The organism is Brevibacterium sp. SIMBA_078 (genome assembly GCF_046534565.1).
Taxonomy (GTDB): domain Bacteria; phylum Actinomycetota; class Actinomycetes; order Actinomycetales; family Brevibacteriaceae; genus Brevibacterium.
In genome coordinates this window covers 33,199-48,920 of sequence record NZ_JAWRYQ010000002.1, presented here as the reverse complement: position 1 = coordinate 48,920, position 15,722 = coordinate 33,199, and the positions used below count along the sequence as shown (strand labels likewise).

Here is a 15,722-nt window from a genome sequence, read left to right as displayed (position 1 = left end):
CGCTGGTGAGGATTGCCTCACACAACCGGCTCAGGCGGCGAGGAGTTCGTCGAAGAATTCCTGCAGGTCGATGACTCCGACCAGGGTGTTGCCGTCCATCACCAGGCTGAACTGTGCTTTGGGACGGTGGGTGAGCGATTCGAGCAGGTGCGGGGCCGTGATGTCCTTCGGCACTCCGATCCACCCGGCCAGGGGGCGGGCGACCTCGCCGGCGGGAACGGCTTCGAGGGTTTCGGCGAGACGACCGGCTGCGGCGTGCCGGTCGACGAGACCGTACGGCAGTCCCTTCTGATCGAGGACGACGATGAGGGTGCGTTCCTTCGCGTTCCCGAGCGTGTTCGCATAGTCGAGGGTGTCGGCCAGGTCGGCGTCCCAGGTGGCGGCGATCGCGGGCTGGATGACCTGGGAGAGGTCGTAGGTCTCCATCTTCCGGGCCCGTTTGGCGTGGGTGGCGGCGTCTCCGGCGGAGAACCACAGCATAATCGCGATGAGCGACATCCAGGCCACGGTCAGCGGATCGGGTCGTTCGCCGGCCAACAACGGGGTGATGACCGACCAGCCGATGAAGCCGACGGCGATGATCCGGCCGACCCAGCTGGCCACGATCGTGCCCAGGAACTGGGATCCGGTGATGCGCCACATGATCGCCTGCAGCGCCCAGCCGCCGTCGAGCGGAATGCCCGGCAACAGGTTGATCGCACCGAGGGCGACGTTGGCGAAGGTGACGGCGATGAGCAGCAGCCACGGCACCGAGGTGGGGCTTGCGGCGCTGAGACACCACCATCCCAGCAGGGCGAGCACGATGTTGACGATGGGGCCGACGATGGAGATGACGAAGCTCGTCATCGCCGCTTTGTCGCGAGGGTTGTCCATCTGCGGCTCGAAGCGGGTGAACCCACCCCAGATGTTCAGCTCGATCGCGGCGACCTTCTGCCCGTAGAACTGGCCGGCGACTCCGTGCGCGAGTTCGTGGAGGAACACGGAGGCAAAGAGAAGGACCGCATAGGCGAAGGCCACGAACCAGGCGCCGATGCCCAGATCCGGGCGGACCTGGTTGAGCCACGGGGTGAAGAGGATGGTGATCACGATGGCGGCGAGGAACCACGACCACGCCAGAATCACCGGAGCGCCGAGGACGGTGCCCAAGCGCAGACCCGATGACGCACCGGGGTGGTGGTTTTTCGCGGCCATTGAAGGGGTTCCTCCGGTCGATGTCGTGGTCAGCGGACCACTGAGGGTCGGTTACTCAGCCTAACAGCGACGACGCACTCACCGCTGGTCGCCACGTCGTGTCCGTGCAGGTCGTTACAGTGGAGTTATGGCCGAGCTCACCAGTCTGTCGCCCTCGCGGGCCAACGACTTCATCCAGTGTCCTCTGAAGTTCCGTTTCCGCAGCATCGACAAGCTGCCGGAACCGCCTTCCCAGGCGGCGTTCCGAGGCACGGTGGTCCATGCGGTGCTCGAGAAGCTGTTCACCGCGCCGGCGGCCGAACGCACGGCCGAACTCGCGCAGACGATGCTCATGCCAGCGTGGGATGAGCTCGTCGAGAAGGACCCAGATGTGCTCGAGATCTTCGAGGGCGAATCGGAGAAGGAGACGTTCTTCACATCGGCGCGTCGGCTCATCGATTCCTACTTCGTGCTCGAATATCCCGAGCATCTCGAACCGGAGGAGACGGAGAAATTCGTCCGCACGACGCTGGACAACGGTCTCGAGCTGCGCGGGTTCATCGACCGGGTCGACGTCGCCCCAGGTGGAGAGCGGCGCCTCGTCGACTACAAGACGGGAAAGCAGCCGAAACCCCAGTACGGACGAGAAGCCAAGTTCCAGATGGGCTTCTACGCTCTCGTCGTCTACCGACTCTCAGGCGAGCTCGTCCACACTCTGCAGCTGATGTACCTGGGTTCGCGCAGCGTGCTGAAGTCTCATCCGACGATGGCGGAAGTCGAACAGACCCAATTCGAGATCGATGCCATCTGGAAGGACATCATCTCCTCGGCCGAGTCGGACCGGTGGCGGCCGAAGAAGTCACCGCTGTGCAACTGGTGCACGTTCAAGCCGCTGTGCCCGGCGTGGGGCAACACCGCTCCCCCGACCCCGGAGATCACGAAGATCGTGGGAGCGTAGAGCTCAGGCGCTCCGCTGCGCACGAAGACGTCGCAGGTCGGCGACACTGCGGCCTTCGAGGCTCTCCCACAGGATCCGACCCGGACGGGGTTCGAGGTCGATGAAATGCGGGATACCGATCGCCAGGGTGCCGGCCGCCTCGGCGCTGGCCAGACCCGGCTTCGAATCCTCCAGTGCCGCACAATCGGCCGGGTCGAGGTCGAGCAGCGCAGCCCCCCGCAGGTAGGGCTCGGGATCCGGTTTGCCGGCGGTCACCTCATCGCCGGAGACGAGACCGGCGAAGCTGTCGGGCGGACAGTTGGCGATGACCGCCTCGGCCAGCGGCCGGTACGACATCGTGACCATGACGCTCGGGATGCCTTCGGTCTTCAGCTCGGCCAGCAGCTCCAGCGCACCGGGCCGGAACGGCACGGACTCTCGGATCTGTCCGATGACGTTGCCCATCAGGGTCTCGACGATCTCCTCGGCGGGCAAGTCGAGGCCGGCCTCACGCATCATTCGGGCGGAGACGATCAGCTCGTTGCCGACGAATTCGAGCCCCTGCTCTTCCGACCAGGACAGCCCGTGGGTGTTCATGAGCTCGGTCTCTGCGCGGATCCAATACGGCTCGGTGTCGACGAGGGTTCCGTCCATGTCCCACAGGACGGCGGCAGGGTCGGCTGATGCATGGTTCGTCATACGCCCAGCGTAGTCTGGAACCATGAGTATTCTTCCATCCGGGTCCGGGGCACTCGTCTTCATCGCCTTCGAAGGTCAGGATGCCGATGCTTCCGAAGCGGCGAGCTCGCTGGTCAAGGATCTCATCGAGGTCTGGCACTTAGACGACTCCGAGATCCTCGACACCGATGGGTTCTACGAATTCCGCTTCTCCGAACCCGAGATCATCCGCGACGAGGACGGGACGGCGTCGATCGCCTGGCCGGGCGTCGCGGTCCATCGAGGTCTCCTCGGCGAGCAGCCGATCACGGTCATCCACGGTCACGAACCGGGATTGAAATGGCGGGAGTTCCTCTCCCTCGTCCTCGCTCACGTCGGCGACGACGATACCGTCATCCTCCTGGGCGGTCTCCATGCCGAGGTTCCGCATACGCGTCCGCTGCCGGTGGTGGCCAATACGGAGGACGCAGAGCTTGCGTCCGAGCTCGGCATCGACGCCAACGGCTATGAGGGCCCCATCGGCATTCTCGGTCTCCTCGGCGTCGCCTGCCGGTGGCGCGGGGTCCGCGCCATCAACCTGTGGGTGGGAGTGCCGGACTATCTGGCCGAGTCGCCGTCGCCGAAAGCCGAACTCGCGTTGGCGAAGGCGGTAGAACGCTATGCCGGCATCGAAATCGATATCCACGTGCTCGAAGAGGAGAGCCGGGCATGGGAGCTCGGCGCCGATGAACTCGTCTCCTTCAACCCGCGGCTGGCAGAGCTCGTCCAAGCACTGGAGAAGCAGAACGATTCGACGGAGCTTCCCGAAGCCAGCGGAGATGCCATCGCGGCCGAGTTCGAACGCTATCTGCGCAAACGCGGCCGCGATAAGTGAATCGGCGACTCCCGGCGGTCAGGCGGTGAAAGCCGAGAGTTGTCGGTCGAGCGATATCAGTCGAGCAGGCGGATGCCCAGGAGGGCATCGACGGCGTCGGCGACTCGGTCGCCGGTGATGGCCGCTGTCTCCGAGGGTTCGGAGTCGGCATAGTGTTCGGCCCATTCGTCGAGGATCCCGAGGGCCCGCGGGCTGTCGAGGTCATCGGTGAGTGCTTCGCGCAGCAGGCCGATGATGTGCTCGCGCAGACCCTGGCGACATTCTGATTCGCATTTGGCCGCATGCTTCCATGCCTGCAGCCGTGCTTCGGCGATGGACAGCTGCTCCTCGGTGAAGCTCCAGTCGCTGCGGTAGTGGTTGGACAGGATCACGGTGCGGATGGCCATGGGATCGACTCCGCGCTCGCGCAGCTTCGAGACGAGGACGAGGTTGCCCTTGGACTTGCTCATCTTCTCGCCGTCGAGACCCACCATTCCGGTGTGCATATAGGTCTTCGCCATCGGTGTGTCCCGCCAGGCAGCAGCATGGGCGGCGCTCATCTCATGGTGCGGGAAGATGAGGTCGCTGCCGCCTCCCTGCACGTCGACGGGGAAGCCGAGATACCGATCGGCGATGACAGTGCATTCGACGTGCCAGCCCGGTCGTCCCCGGCCCAGTGTGCCTCCGTCCCAGGACGGTTCGCCTTCGCGTTCGGCCCGCCACAGCAGCGGATCGATGGGGTTCTTCTTGCCCGGAGTCTCGGGGTCACCGCCGCGTTCGGCCGAGAGCGCTGCCATGGTCTCGGCGTCGTCATGGCTGACCGTGCCGAACGGCGGGGTGATCTGCGTCGACACACGGTAGTAGACGTCACCGCTGTCGAGAGTGTAGGCGGCCCCCTTGTCCACGAGATCGCGGACGCCGGCGGCGATATCGTCGACGGATTCGACGACGCCGATGAAGTTCGCCGGCGGGATCACCCGCAGGGCTTCCATATCCTCTCGGAACAGATCGATCTGCGACGAGGCGAGTTCGCGCCAGTCGACTCCCGTGGCATCGGCCCTCTCCAGCAGCGGATCGTCGACGTCAGTGGTGTTCTGTGCGTACTCGACCTCGAGCCCCGCATCGCGCCAGATCCGGTTGAGCAGGTCGAATGCCACATAAGTGGAGGCGTGCCCGAGGTGCGTCGCATCGTAGGGGGTGATGCCGCAGACGTAGAGTCGAGCGGTCTGCTTGGATCCGCGCAGCCTGCGCGGGCTGCGTGTGCTCGTATCGAAAACCGTAGGCACCTTGCCGGTGCTGGTCAGACGGGGCAGTTGAGGTTCGGGCCATGACTTCACGGCACCCAGCCTAACCGAGAGGCAGGCGTTCGGCACTTCCGAGGCGAAGTGATGCCGGTTTCAGATCGGCGGCCAGGGAATGACGGTGCGATCGTCCGGTGCTTCGGGGAAGAACTCGCCGGCGAGAAGCCGGTCGGCCCGGTCTTTCAGAGCCTCGATCTCGTCTGCCGACAGGCAATCGCTCAGCTGCGTCCGCAGGGTTTCGTCCATAGCGGTGACGTCCTGAAGCGCATCGATCTCTTCGGCACAGAACGAGGTGCGAGAGAAACCCCACAGAACGGTGCGCAGCTTCTCCTCACTGTGGAAGGTCAGTCCGTTGTCGATGCCGAAGACGCCGATGTCGGCTGCGGCAGTGCTCGGCAGGCAGCTGCCGGTGATGACATGACCGGCTTTGCGGTCGGCGTTGTTCGCCAGGAGGTCGAAGAAGGCGATGGAACGCAGGCCCTCGTCGACGGAATGGGAGAGTACGAGGTCACGTCCGTCCTCGGTGCGCAGAGCGAAGATCGGAGTGTGATCGACGGGGATCGCGTTGACCGTCGACAGGGTCACGGCTTCGTCATCGTCGGAGGCTTCGACATAGGCCTGCAGGGATCCGCGGCCGGCGGGCAGATCATCGCGCAGCACCGTCGGCGGAACGACCCCCAGGTCGAGCGCGGCAGAGAGTCGATACGCCGCCACCTCGCGCAGACCCAGCGTCTCCGGGGGAAAATCGCTGAGGGGCCGTTCGCCGGAGATGGGCTTGTAGACGGCCTTGATCGCCCGGCCCTCGTGTTCGAGCACGAGCAGTCGGGTGTCGTTGCTGGCGCGTGGGATCGAACCCATCTCCGTCCACTCCCCCGCAGCCAGCGCGTCGAGGAGAATCCCGTGGTCCATCACGGTTCAGGCGCGCGGGATCCCGTTGGCCCGGGGACACAGATGACCATCGGGTTCGAGCGGGAGGGAGCAGAACGGGCAGTCTCCGCGTCCGGCGCTGACGACCTGTTCGCCGCGGCGGGCGAATTCTCGGGCGGCGGCGGCGTCGAGGACGATGCGCAGGACTTCGCGTTCAACCTCGTCGTCAGCGGGGTCGGCGGAGGTTCCGGCCTGGGCGTCCGCCTCGGTGAGTTCGAAGCATTCGATGACGAGTTCGTGCTTGACGGTGTCCCAGCCCAGACTCATCGTGCCGACGCGGAACTCCGGTTCGATGGGGACGTTGAGCCCGGCGTTATCGATGAGATCGTCGAGCGCCGTCTGCGGCACCCGCGCCGCCGGATCCTTGATCATCACCATGTCGAGCAGCTCGGTGATCCGGTCGGAGAGGATCTCGACCTGTTCCTTCTCGACGACCACGGTCGTCAGAGCGTTGCCGGACTTCGCCTGGAGGAGGAACGTCCTCTCGCCGGGAAGTCCGATTGTGCCGACGACGAAACGATCGGGTGTGGGGTGGTCGTACAGAGCTGCCATGTCTTCAGCCTAGTTCAAAGACTTACATGTCGGTCCGGCCTGGGATACATTTGAGTCATGAGCACTGATCCTCGTGAGGCCCTGGACGCATTCCTCGAAGCAGTGAGAGAGCACTACGCTGCATCCGCGCACCGCAACGGTGACCAAGACCCCCGAGTCGAAGCCGCTTATATGGCTTTGGCCGATGCCTTCGAAATCTACGAAGACGCGATCTACACCGCGTTCGACGAAGTCACCCCATTCGAACTCTTCGATGATGTCGAGGATGCCAAGGACGATGACGAGTTCCTCCTCGACGATGACGACGAGGACGACTGAGAGATTCGCAGAGGGTCGGACCTGCAGCTCTAGTCCGACGGACCCCAGGAGATCTGGTCGAGCACCTCGGCGATCTCATCGGCCAAGTCGACCTCGCTGGCGGCGACCTCGGCCAGCTGCGCCGGGGTGCGAGGCGAGACCAAGGTGCTCGCGATTCCGTGCTGGCGGTTGAAGGCCAGGGCGATGTCCAGGGGTGAGACTCCCAGTGCGGTCGCGGCGCGCCGGACGCCGGCGAGCACCCGGTTCGACCGCTCGTCGAGGTAGGCACCGGCGTATTCGCTCAACTCCCCCGCCAGGCGCGAATCCTGCGGAGTCGCGTTCCGGTACTTGTCGGTGAGCACACCTCGACCCAATCCAGCTCCGGCGATGAGGGAGACGCCCGCATAGTCGGCGGCCGGGACAAGCTCTGCCTCCGCCTCGCGATTGAGCAGCGAGTATTCGGCGACGGCACAGGCAACCGGAATTCCGGCACCGCGCATCTCCGCCAGCTGCCAACCGGTGTGGTGGGACACGCCCACGTAGCGGATCTTCCCGAGGGTGAGCAGTGTCTCAACCGCCGAGGCTGTTTCGGCACGGTCGACCGCGGCATCGAAGACGTCGAGGACGAGCACGTCGAGGTGGTCGCGACCGACTGTGCGCAGCAGGGAATCGACCTGGCTGAGGATTCTGGAGCGCCCGAGCCCGGCCTCGATGTGGCCGGGTTCACTGATGGACACGCCCACTCTGGCCAGCAGCAGAATCTCTTCGGGAAGTCTCAGCCGCCCGAGCACCTCCGCGGACATCGTGGCCGAGCTGGGCAGCTCGATGAGGTTGCCACCTGCATCTTTGTACTCATCGACGAGGCGCTGGGCGACCTGGTCATCGACCCGATGCCCCCACTCGAAGGTTCCGAGACCCACATCGCTGACGTCCAGACCGGTAGTGCCGAGGCGTTGGTGCTTCATGCTTCTTGAGGTTACCCGATGCTGCGACTACCGTGGTTTCGTTCCCACCTCATATTCTCAAGGAGTCGTATGTACGACTGGCTGGTCGCTGCCGTGCTCGGAATCGTGCAGGCACTCACCGAGTTCCTCCCGATCTCCTCTTCGGCGCATGTGCGCATCGTCGGCGAACTCATGCTGCCCGGTTCGGATCCGGGCGCGTTCTTCACCGCCATCATCCAGATCGGCACCGAGGCGGCCGTCGTCGTCTACTTCTGGCGCGATATCGTCACAATCATCTCCAAATGGTGCAAGGCGCTCGTCGGCAAGCACGATCGCAAGGACCCCGAGGTGCGCCTGGGTTGGCTCATCATCGTCGGTTCGATTCCCATCGTCATCATCGGCCTGCTCTTCCAGGACTACATCGAGGGTGCTCTGCGCAGCCTGTGGATCACCGCGACGATGCTCATCGTCTTCGGTCTCATCATCGGCATCGCCGACTGGGCCGGGAAGCGCGAACGCACCCTCGAGGACATGAACTGGGGTCAGGGCATTCTGTTCGGCTTCGCACAGGCGCTCGCCGTCATTCCCGGCGTGTCACGCTCGGGCGGCACGATCATGGCCGGCCGTTTCATGGGCTTCGATCGTCCTGCGGCGGCTCGCTACTCGTTCCTGCTCGCCATTCCCGCCGTCGTCGGTTCCGGCCTCTACGGTGTGGCGCAGACGCTCGGTCGCAGTGAAGCCATGGTCCTCGGCTGGGGACCGACGATCCTCGCCACAGTGATTTCGTTCGCTCTCGGCCTCGTCGTCATCCACTGGTTCCTCAAGTACGTGGAGACGAAGTCCTTCGCCGTCTTCGTCTGGTACCGCGTGGCCCTGGGCATCGTCCTCTACATCCTGCTCGGCACCGGAGTCCTCGCAGCAGCCTGAGCCCGCGCCTTTCGAGTCGGGCTGACCTCCGACACTCCAGCATCACTTGATCCCGGCATTCGCTTACGAGTGCCGGGATCAGCGCATTCCGCCGCCTCCGACGGCGGCCGATTGGGCGAGTCCGGCGGCGGTCACCGACATCGCCGCGAGCACGGGTACCGACCCTGAATAGTCGATGACCGTGAACGATCCGGGAGCGACGCTCAGCCGTTGGAAATCATCCAGCGGCATGCCCAGAGCGTCGGCGATGATCGCCTTGATGATGTCTCCGTGGGAGATGATCATCGCCCACCGAGGCGGGCCCGACTTCCCGGCATCGGCCGTGGGTTCTGCCTCGGTTCGGGATTCGACATCGGCACGTTCGTCCTCACGCAGCTGGGCCACGAGGTCACGGACTCGGGCCGTGCAACGGTCGGCCGCCTCGGTGAAGGATTCCCCTCCGGGGAACCGGGCCTGCGACGCCGACGTCACTACGGTCGCCCACAGGGGTTCCTGGCCAAGTTCCTTGAGAGGTCGGCCCGTCCATTCGCCGTAGTCGAGCTCGATGACGGCCTCGTCGACGTCGATGCGATCGAAGTCCGCCGCTTCGGCCGCGATCGATGCGGTCTGTGCGCAGCGCTGCAGGGGCGAATGCAGCAGGTGGGTGAAGTGCCGGTGCGGCAGAAGTTCGAGATTAGCCCTCAGCGCCCGGATGCCCTCGTCGGTGAGGGACACGCCGGGGGCGCGTCCGGCCAGGATTCCGGAGACGTTGGCGCTGGAGAGGCCGTGCCGCAGCAGAACGATGACGGGCATACCCTCAAGATTAGCCCAGATCGTCTAGGGTGAGGCTATGAAACGTCAGCGTCCACGTATGACATACGAGTTCCGCAAGGTCTCGTTCTCTCGTGATGTGCCGCGGTCGGTCAGCCTGCAGGAACTCAACGACCAGGCGGAATACGGCCAATGGGAGCTCGCCCACACCCGGATCTCCGTCGGCGGAGTCCGCACCGTGTGGCTGCGCCGGAAGATCATGCCCCTGGCTATGACCACCTGATGGTGTGAGATCGCCTGCCCTCGTTCCTGTTCTCACAGCCGGTCTCGTCACGATCGCTGCTGGAGCTGCGATGTCTCTGCAGGGACGAGCGAACGGTCTGCTCGGTCAGGTGCTCGGACACGCCGTCTTCGCCGCGCTCGTCTCGTTCTTCGTCGGGCTCCTCTGCGTCGGTATCGCCTTGGCCGTCTCGGCCCGATCCCGTTCTGCCGGCCGACGTCTCATCGCCCTGCTGCGGGACCGTTCGCTGCCCTGGTGGATGCTGCTCGGGGGTTTGAGCGGCTGTCTCGTCGTCATCGCACAGGCCACGACCATTCCGCGGATCGGCGTGGCCATGTTCACAATGGCCTTCGTCTCCGGCCAGGTCACCGGCGGACTCATCGTCGATGCCACCGAGCTGCCGCCGGGCGGCCGTCAGCGTTTGGGCGTCCTGCGCAACCTCGGCGTTCTCATCGTCCTCGCTTCCCTCGCCTTCGCCGCCGGTGATCGCCTGCAGTCGGGGCTTCCACTGTGGACTCCCCTGCTGCCGTTCGTCTCCGGGGCACTGACGAGTGTGCAGCAGGCGTTCAACGGCCATATCCGGGCTGCCACCGAATCGGCGGTGGTCGCGACGACGGTGAACTTCACCGTCGGCTTCGCAGCACTGGTCATCGGCACATCCGTCCTGCTCGTGACCGGACATCCCTGGCGGGGATTCCCGACCGCGCCGGATCAGTGGTGGATCCTCCTCGGCGGGGCCTTCGGGGTGGTCTTCATCGCCCTGACGACGGTCACCGTAGCCAGGCTGGGCGTGCTGCTGCTCAGTCTGTTCGCGCTCTTCGGCAACCTCGTCGGGGCGTTGGCTCTCGATGTGCTGCTGCCGATTCCCGGCTCCGATGTCACGGTGACCACGGTGCTCAGCGCCGTCGGAGTGCTCGTCGGTATCGTCGTGACGATTCTGCCGGTGCCGGGCGGGCCTTCCGCAGCGGTCAGGCCTGCATCAGGAAGTCGCCGAGGACCCGCGTCCCGAACTTGAGCGCCGAGATCGGCACCCTCTCGTCGACGCCGTGGAACATTGCCGGGAAGTCGAGGTCGCCGGTGAGCTGGAGCGGAGCGAAGCCGTAGCCCGTGATGCCGAGCTCGGCCATCGACTTGTTGTCCGTGCCTCCCGACAGCGTGTAGGGCAGGACGTTCGCGCTCGGATCGTCGGCGAGCAGGCTCTTCTGCATCTGTGCGACCAACGGAGTGTCGTACGGAGACTCGAGCGCCTCGCCTTCATCCTCGGCGGTGATGTCGATCCCCTCCCCCGCGAGTTCCTTGATCTTGAGCATGACGTCCTCGTGCTGTCCCGGCAGGGTGCGGCAGTCGACGTAGGCGGTTGCAGTGCCGGGAATGACGTTGTGTTTGTATCCGGCTTCGAGGAACGAGGGATTGGAGGTGTTCTGCAGGGTCGGTGCCACGAACTTCTCGACTGAACCCAACTCGGCGAGAAGCTGCGGAATCGTCTCTGCCGTGATTTCGATTCCCGTGAGCTCCGAGACGCCTTCGAGCAGCTTCCGTGTGGCCAGGGGGATCTCCTGCGGCCACGGGTGGTTGCCGATCCTGGTGATCGCGGCGGCGAGCCGCGTGACAGGGTTGTCGTCGTTGCGCTGAGATCCGTGTCCGGCGGTGCCGTGGGCGACGAGGTTGAGCCAGGCCAACCCCTTCTCGGCGGTCTGGATGAGGTAGACACGTTGCCCGCGGACGTCGACGGAGTAGCCGCCGACCTCAGAGATCGCCTCGGTGGCTCCGGAGAACAGCTCGGGACGGTTGCGCACCATATGCCGGGCACCGTAGTTTCCGCCGGCCTCCTCGTCTGCGAAGAACGCGATGACGAGGTCCCGACGCGGAGTGAGTCCCTGGCGGAGCATGGCGCGGACGGACGCGACGATCATTGCGTCCATGTCCTTCATGTCCACCGCTCCGCGGCCCCACAGCAGACCGTCCTTGACGACTCCTTCGAAGGGGTCGACGCTCCAGTCCTCCGCGGCCGCCGGAACGACGTCGGTGTGGCCGTGGACGACGAGTGCCGGAGCTTCCGGGTCGGAGCCCTTCACACGGGCGACGAGGTTGGCCCGGCCCGGGGAGGATTCGACGATTTCGGACTTCAGGTCCACCTCGGCGAGCCAGGACGCGATGAGTTCGGCGGCCGGCAGCTCCGGGTTGGCTCTGTTCCCGCCCCAGTTCTGGGTGTCGATGCGGATGAGCTGACGGCACAGTTCGGTGACTTCGTCCTCTGCGGCGCTGAAATCAAACACGGAGACTCCCCTCGATGGTGGTTCGATCACACGGCAGTGCTGTGATCGGCCTGACAGTCCCCACCGTATCCCACCTGCGCGCGAGGCTGGTGCGCGAAGACGAAAATGGCCTCCGGATCGAAATCCGGAGGCCATCTCCTCGTTGTGCGCGAAGGGGGACTTGAACCCCCACGCCCGATAAGTTGGGCACTAGCACCTCAAGCTAGCGCGTCTACCAATTCCGCCACTCGCGCTGGCAACAGAGATAACTTTACATGCGCGAAACGGCGTCGACAAATCGAAATCGGCTTTTGTGACGCACTGCACTTTTCGGGCCATCATTCGAGGTGTGCCACCCGCGAGAGGACGTGCGGTTTGCCGTTCTTCAGGTCGAAGACGGCCGACTGCGCAGCCTCGTGACGACGGCCCTCGGTCAGTGCATAGCCGACCGTTCCGGGCAGCAGGATCGGCTTCGCGAAGGACACATCCCAGCGGTAGGACTCGAGCCGGGGATCCATCGCCGAGAACGCTCGGGAGGCGCTGTACATCCCGTGGGCGATCTGCCGCGGGAATCCGAATCCCTTCGCGGCCAGACCGTTGAGGTGGATCGGGTTGTAGTCACCGGAGACCTTCGCATAGCGCTGACCGATGATCGGATCCAGACGCCACAGGGCACTGGGCTGCGGCGCCGTGAACTCGAGGTGGGGCACCTGTGCCTTCGGCTTGGCTCCGGAGAGCTTCCGCCCCTTGGCCAGGTAGGTCGAGACCTCATCCATCACGGGACGACCGTCGACCTTCGCCTCGAGCCGAACCTCGATCGTGGTGCCCTTCGTGTGCTCGAAGGGACCGGCGAGCTCGAGGTGGAAGTCCACGACCTCGCCGAGGCGGGCCTGCGAATGCATATCGACGCGATTGTGGATGTGGACCATCCCCATCATCGGCAGCGGCACTTCGGGGTCGGCCAGCAGCTGCATACTCAGCGGGAAGCCGAGGATGTGCAGATAGCCGGGGTGGACGATATCGTCCAGACCGTGGCCGACGACGTGGGCGAATCCTGCGTAGGCGACCGGTTCGAGCGGAATGCTGCGGTCGATGGCATGTTCCGGCAGCTCCGGACCGGTGCGCGGGCCCACCGGCAGGGTCTTGAGCAGGGCACGGGCATAGATGGGAAGCATCGAATCCGCCATCATGCACCCACCATGTTCTGACCGCATACGCGCAGGGTCTGCCCGTTGATGCCGCGGGCACCGCTGGAAGCGAGGAAGCCGATGGCTTCGGCGACGTCGACCGGCTGGCCGCCCTGCTGCAGGCTCGAGAGGCGGCGCGCGACCTGTCGTGTGAGAGTCGGCATCTTCGCGGTCATATCCGTTTCGATGAAGCCGGGTGCGACAGCGTTGATCGCTCCCCCGCGGGCTGCGAAGTCCTCCGCCGAGGCGGCCGTGAGCCCGATGACTCCGGCTTTCGAGGTTGCGTAGTTCGTCTGACCGCGGTTTCCGGCGATTCCCGACGTCGAGGCCAGGGAGACGACCTGGGCGCCGTCGGCGAAGAGTCCCTTCTCCGCCAGGCGCGCATTGATCATCGTCTGCGCGGCGATGTTGACCGCGATGACCGAATCCCATTTGGCCGCGTCCATGTTCGCCAGCATCTTGTCGCGGGTGATGCCGGCGTTGTGGACGAGGATGTCCACGGGTGCTCCGAGCGCCTCGGTGATCTTGTCCGGGGCGTCTGCCGCGGTGATGTCGAGCTGCAGCGACTTGCCGCCGATCCGGTTCATCACCTGGGCCAGCGCCTGACCGGCCTGCGGCATGTCCACGCCGATGACGTAGGCGCCGTCACGGGCGAGATTCTCGGCGATCGCAGCTCCGATTCCGCGTGCGGCACCGGTGACCACGGCGGTGCGTCCGGCCAGCGGGCCGGCGTCACCGGTGGACATGAATTCGTCCAGGCTCAGTCGCTGCCCGGCGTCCGAGGACACCGTGAGGAACTGGCCGGAGACATAGGCGGATTTGCCCGAGAGCAGGAACCACAGGGCCGCAGACACCGAAGGGGCGGTGAGGTCGACGCCGTCGAGGAGGATTCCGTTGGCCGTCGCACCGGCGCGCATCTCGTGGGCGACCGACCGGGTGAAGCCGGTGATGCCCTGGGCTGTGGCGGCCTGCTCCGGTGTCTGGTTCTGCGCATCCGGTGCCGTCGAGATGGTGATCACGCGACCGCAGGCGTCCAGTGAACGCAGAGCGGCGCCGATCTCGAGGACGACGGGTGACAGGTCGGCCGGGGACTGTGCATCGTCGAGGACGGCGATGACGGCCCGCAGCTTCTCACCCGTCTGAGCGTTGCGACGGACCTCGAGTCCGTTCTCCAGCAGCTGATCGGCCAAGCCCTGGGCTCCGGATCCGGTGCCGAGGACGAGGACCGGCTTGTTCTCATACGACGCCGGGGTGGAGCCGAAGCGGTTGAGTTCGACCGGCTGCGGCAGACCGAGGGTCTTGGCGACCTGCTTCAGCGGTCCGTTGACGAGGGAGAGATAGGTGTCTTTCATGCTGCCTCCACGATCGCGGTGAGTCCCTGTCCGCCTGCAGCGCAGATCGAGACCAGGGAACGCTTCTTGCCGGTGGTCTTCAGGTGCTTGGCGGTGCTGGCGATGATGCGTCCGCCGGTGGCGGCGAAGGGGTGTCCGGCGGCCAGGCTCGAACCCAAGGGGTTGAGCTTGTCACGGTCGATGGTGCCCAGTGCCGCATCGAGTCCGACCTTGTCCTTGCAGAACTCTTCGGATTCCCAGGCGGCCAGGTGCGAGAGCACGGTGGAGGCGAAGGCTTCGTGGATCTCGAAGACATCGAAGTCATCGAAGGTCAGGCCGTTGCGTGCCAGCAGCCGCGGAACCGCGTAGGCAGGAGCCATGAGCAGGCCTTCGTCGCCGTCGACGAAATCGACGGCGGCGGCTTCGGCATCGACGAGGCGAGCCAGCGGGGTGAACCCGTGTTCGGCGGCCCAGTCCTCACTGCCCAACAGCACCGAGGAGGCGCCGTCGGTCAGCGGAGTCGAGTTGCCGGCGGTCATGGTCGCCTCGGCAGCGAGCTTCCTGCCGAAGACGGGGTTGAGCTTCGCCAGGGATTCCACGGTCGAGTCGGCACGCATGTTCGTATCGCGGCTGACCCCGAGGTACGGGGTGGTGAGGTCATCGAAGAAGCCCGATTCCCATGCCGCGGCGAGGTTCTTATGCGAGGCCACGGCCAGTTCGTCCTGAGCCTGTCGGCTGATGCCCCAGGCGGCGGTGGTGATCGCCTGGTGCTCGCCCATGCTCAAGCCCGTGCGCGGTTCGCCCGTGCTCGGAGCCTGCGGTGCGAGGTAGGCGGGGCGGATCTGGGAAGCGATCTTCGCTTTCTGCACCATCGTCTTCGCACGGGTGAGTTCGAGCAGGATCTCGCGCATCGAATCGTTGACGACGATCGGCGCGTCGGATGTCGAATCGACGCCCGAGGCGATTCCGGATTCGATCTGCCCGGCATTGATCTTGTTGTTGAGGCTGACCACGGCTTCCAGGCCGGTGGCGCAGGCCTGTCCGAGATCGAAGGCGGGGGTCGTCGGTGCCAGGGCGGAGCCGAGCACGGCTTCCCGGGTGAGGTTGAAGTCCTTCGAGTGCTTGAGGACTGCACCTCCGGCGACCTCGCCGATGTTCTCTCCGGCCAGTCCGAAGCGGGCGACGAGCCCGTCGATGGCCGAGGTGAGCATATCGAGGTTCGTGGCCTTCGCATACTGCTTGTTCGAGCGGGCGAAGGGAATTCGGTTGCCGCCGAGGATGACGGCGCGGTTGTTGGGAGCGGACATGTGCACCTCCGAGTGGTTGATTTAGC

General features: G+C 65.2%; 17 protein-coding genes and 1 tRNA gene. 6 read left to right on the top strand and 12 right to left on the bottom strand.

The genetic code is table 11. The annotated features are described in order from the left end of the window. Positions 1-30: 30 nt before the first annotated feature. Positions 31-1,191 carry a site-2 protease family protein gene (locus SB749_RS08495; RefSeq protein ID WP_173152266.1) on the bottom strand — a complete coding sequence of 387 codons (1,161 nt, stop codon included), beginning with the start codon at positions 1,189-1,191 and terminating at the stop codon, positions 31-33. 127 nt (positions 1,192-1,318) lie between these two features. Here SB749_RS08495 and SB749_RS08490 point away from each other — a divergent pair, with 127 nt between their 5' ends. Beyond that, positions 1,319-2,128 (top strand): RecB family exonuclease, encoded by an 810-nt coding sequence (locus SB749_RS08490; protein ID WP_410709976.1) that lies wholly within the window; start codon positions 1,319-1,321, stop codon positions 2,126-2,128. 3 nt (positions 2,129-2,131) lie between these two features. On the opposite strand, the gene SB749_RS08485 is transcribed toward SB749_RS08490, so the two are convergent. Further along, complete coding sequence (locus SB749_RS08485; protein WP_410709975.1) at positions 2,132-2,806, bottom strand: HAD family hydrolase; 675 nt, start codon at positions 2,804-2,806, stop codon at positions 2,132-2,134. 22 nt (positions 2,807-2,828) lie between these two features. Between SB749_RS08485 and SB749_RS08480 the strand changes: the two genes are divergently transcribed. Continuing rightward, positions 2,829-3,659, top strand: coding sequence for a proteasome assembly chaperone family protein (locus SB749_RS08480; protein ID WP_139908044.1), 831 nt, complete (start codon positions 2,829-2,831; stop codon positions 3,657-3,659). A gap of 56 nt (positions 3,660-3,715) precedes the next feature. Here SB749_RS08480 and mshC read toward each other — a convergent pair whose 3' ends face one another. Genes mshC through SB749_RS08465 form a run of 3 tightly spaced genes read right to left on the bottom strand, consistent with a single transcriptional unit; the run spans position 3,716 to position 6,418 of the window. Continuing rightward, the gene (gene mshC / locus SB749_RS08475; protein WP_410709974.1) at positions 3,716-4,975 is read right to left on the bottom strand and encodes a cysteine--1-D-myo-inosityl 2-amino-2-deoxy-alpha-D-glucopyranoside ligase; all 1,260 of its coding nucleotides are present in this window, start codon (positions 4,973-4,975) and stop codon (positions 3,716-3,718) included. Positions 4,976-5,035: 60 nt separating this feature from the next. Continuing rightward, positions 5,036-5,848, bottom strand: coding sequence for an SCO1664 family protein (locus tag SB749_RS08470; RefSeq protein ID WP_410709973.1), 813 nt, complete (start codon positions 5,846-5,848; stop codon positions 5,036-5,038). A gap of 6 nt (positions 5,849-5,854) precedes the next feature. After that, complete coding sequence (locus tag SB749_RS08465) at positions 5,855-6,418, bottom strand: DUF3090 family protein (protein WP_410709972.1); 564 nt, start codon at positions 6,416-6,418, stop codon at positions 5,855-5,857. A gap of 57 nt (positions 6,419-6,475) precedes the next feature. Here SB749_RS08465 and SB749_RS08460 point away from each other — a divergent pair, with 57 nt between their 5' ends. Then, complete coding sequence (locus SB749_RS08460) at positions 6,476-6,736, top strand: hypothetical protein (protein ID WP_025778383.1); 261 nt, start codon at positions 6,476-6,478, stop codon at positions 6,734-6,736. 29 nt (positions 6,737-6,765) lie between these two features. Here SB749_RS08460 and SB749_RS08455 read toward each other — a convergent pair whose 3' ends face one another. Next, positions 6,766-7,680: an aldo/keto reductase gene (locus SB749_RS08455; protein ID WP_410709971.1), complete on the bottom strand. Its 915-nt coding sequence runs from the start codon at positions 7,678-7,680 to the stop codon at positions 6,766-6,768. 69 nt (positions 7,681-7,749) lie between these two features. On the opposite strand from SB749_RS08455, the gene SB749_RS08450 reads away from it, so the two are divergent. Next, positions 7,750-8,586 (top strand): undecaprenyl-diphosphate phosphatase, encoded by an 837-nt coding sequence (locus SB749_RS08450; RefSeq protein ID WP_410709970.1) that lies wholly within the window; start codon positions 7,750-7,752, stop codon positions 8,584-8,586. A gap of 78 nt (positions 8,587-8,664) precedes the next feature. Here the strand turns inward: SB749_RS08450 and SB749_RS08445 are convergent, their stop codons facing one another. Beyond that, positions 8,665-9,378 carry a histidine phosphatase family protein gene (locus tag SB749_RS08445; RefSeq protein WP_410709969.1) on the bottom strand — a complete coding sequence of 238 codons (714 nt, stop codon included), beginning with the start codon at positions 9,376-9,378 and terminating at the stop codon, positions 8,665-8,667. A gap of 58 nt (positions 9,379-9,436) precedes the next feature. Here SB749_RS08445 and SB749_RS08440 point away from each other — a divergent pair, with 58 nt between their 5' ends. Together SB749_RS08440 and SB749_RS08435 are read left to right on the top strand one after the other, a co-directional pair. After that, positions 9,437-9,619, top strand: coding sequence for a DUF5703 family protein (locus SB749_RS08440; protein WP_410709968.1), 183 nt, complete (start codon positions 9,437-9,439; stop codon positions 9,617-9,619). Positions 9,620-9,623: 4 nt separating this feature from the next. After that, complete coding sequence (locus SB749_RS08435; RefSeq protein WP_410709967.1) at positions 9,624-10,631, top strand: DMT family transporter; 1,008 nt, start codon at positions 9,624-9,626, stop codon at positions 10,629-10,631. Here the strand turns inward: SB749_RS08435 and SB749_RS08430 are convergent. From SB749_RS08430 to SB749_RS08410, 5 genes are all read right to left on the bottom strand, one after another. Continuing rightward, entirely contained in the window at positions 10,585-11,892 is a 1,308-nt protein-coding gene (locus tag SB749_RS08430; protein ID WP_410709966.1) for a M20/M25/M40 family metallo-hydrolase, read from the bottom strand. The two genes, SB749_RS08435 and SB749_RS08430, sit on opposite strands and share 47 nt — an antisense overlap. Before the next feature lie 145 nt (positions 11,893-12,037). After that, positions 12,038-12,125, bottom strand: a tRNA-Leu gene (locus SB749_RS08425). An 84-nt stretch (positions 12,126-12,209) separates the two neighbouring features. Beyond that, positions 12,210-13,061 (bottom strand): MaoC family dehydratase, encoded by an 852-nt coding sequence (locus SB749_RS08420; RefSeq protein WP_410709965.1) that lies wholly within the window; start codon positions 13,059-13,061, stop codon positions 12,210-12,212. After that, positions 13,058-14,410: a 3-oxoacyl-ACP reductase gene (locus SB749_RS08415; protein WP_410709964.1), complete on the bottom strand. Its 1,353-nt coding sequence runs from the start codon at positions 14,408-14,410 to the stop codon at positions 13,058-13,060. Before SB749_RS08415 ends, SB749_RS08420 begins: the two co-directional genes overlap by 4 nt. Beyond that, complete coding sequence (locus tag SB749_RS08410) at positions 14,407-15,696, bottom strand: acetyl-CoA C-acetyltransferase (protein WP_410709963.1); 1,290 nt, start codon at positions 15,694-15,696, stop codon at positions 14,407-14,409. The genes SB749_RS08415 and SB749_RS08410 overlap by 4 nt, the downstream gene beginning before the upstream one ends. Positions 15,697-15,722: the final 26 nt, after the last annotated feature.

Excerpts from the sequence above, each read along its gene's own strand:
- SB749_RS08495 (WP_173152266.1), bottom strand. The coding sequence starts at position 1,191 with ATGGCCGCGAAAAACCACCACCCCGGTGCGTCATCGGGTCTGCGCTTG.
- SB749_RS08490 (WP_410709976.1), top strand. The coding sequence starts at position 1,319 with ATGGCCGAGCTCACCAGTCTGTCGCCCTCGCGGGCCAACGACTTCATC.
- SB749_RS08485 (WP_410709975.1), bottom strand. The coding sequence starts at position 2,806 with ATGACGAACCATGCATCAGCCGACCCTGCCGCCGTCCTGTGGGACATG.
- SB749_RS08480 (WP_139908044.1), top strand. The coding sequence starts at position 2,829 with ATGAGTATTCTTCCATCCGGGTCCGGGGCACTCGTCTTCATCGCCTTC.
- SB749_RS08470 (WP_410709973.1), bottom strand. The coding sequence starts at position 5,848 with ATGGACCACGGGATTCTCCTCGACGCGCTGGCTGCGGGGGAGTGGACG.
- SB749_RS08465 (WP_410709972.1), bottom strand. The coding sequence starts at position 6,418 with ATGGCAGCTCTGTACGACCACCCCACACCCGATCGTTTCGTCGTCGGC.
- SB749_RS08460 (WP_025778383.1), top strand. The coding sequence starts at position 6,476 with ATGAGCACTGATCCTCGTGAGGCCCTGGACGCATTCCTCGAAGCAGTG.
- SB749_RS08455 (WP_410709971.1), bottom strand. The coding sequence starts at position 7,680 with ATGAAGCACCAACGCCTCGGCACTACCGGTCTGGACGTCAGCGATGTG.
- SB749_RS08450 (WP_410709970.1), top strand. The coding sequence starts at position 7,750 with ATGTACGACTGGCTGGTCGCTGCCGTGCTCGGAATCGTGCAGGCACTC.
- SB749_RS08445 (WP_410709969.1), bottom strand. The coding sequence starts at position 9,378 with ATGCCCGTCATCGTTCTGCTGCGGCACGGCCTCTCCAGCGCCAACGTC.
- SB749_RS08440 (WP_410709968.1), top strand. The coding sequence starts at position 9,437 with ATGACATACGAGTTCCGCAAGGTCTCGTTCTCTCGTGATGTGCCGCGG.
- SB749_RS08420 (WP_410709965.1), bottom strand. The coding sequence starts at position 13,061 with ATGATGGCGGATTCGATGCTTCCCATCTATGCCCGTGCCCTGCTCAAG.
- SB749_RS08415 (WP_410709964.1), bottom strand. The coding sequence starts at position 14,410 with ATGAAAGACACCTATCTCTCCCTCGTCAACGGACCGCTGAAGCAGGTC.
- SB749_RS08410 (WP_410709963.1), bottom strand. The coding sequence starts at position 15,696 with ATGTCCGCTCCCAACAACCGCGCCGTCATCCTCGGCGGCAACCGAATT.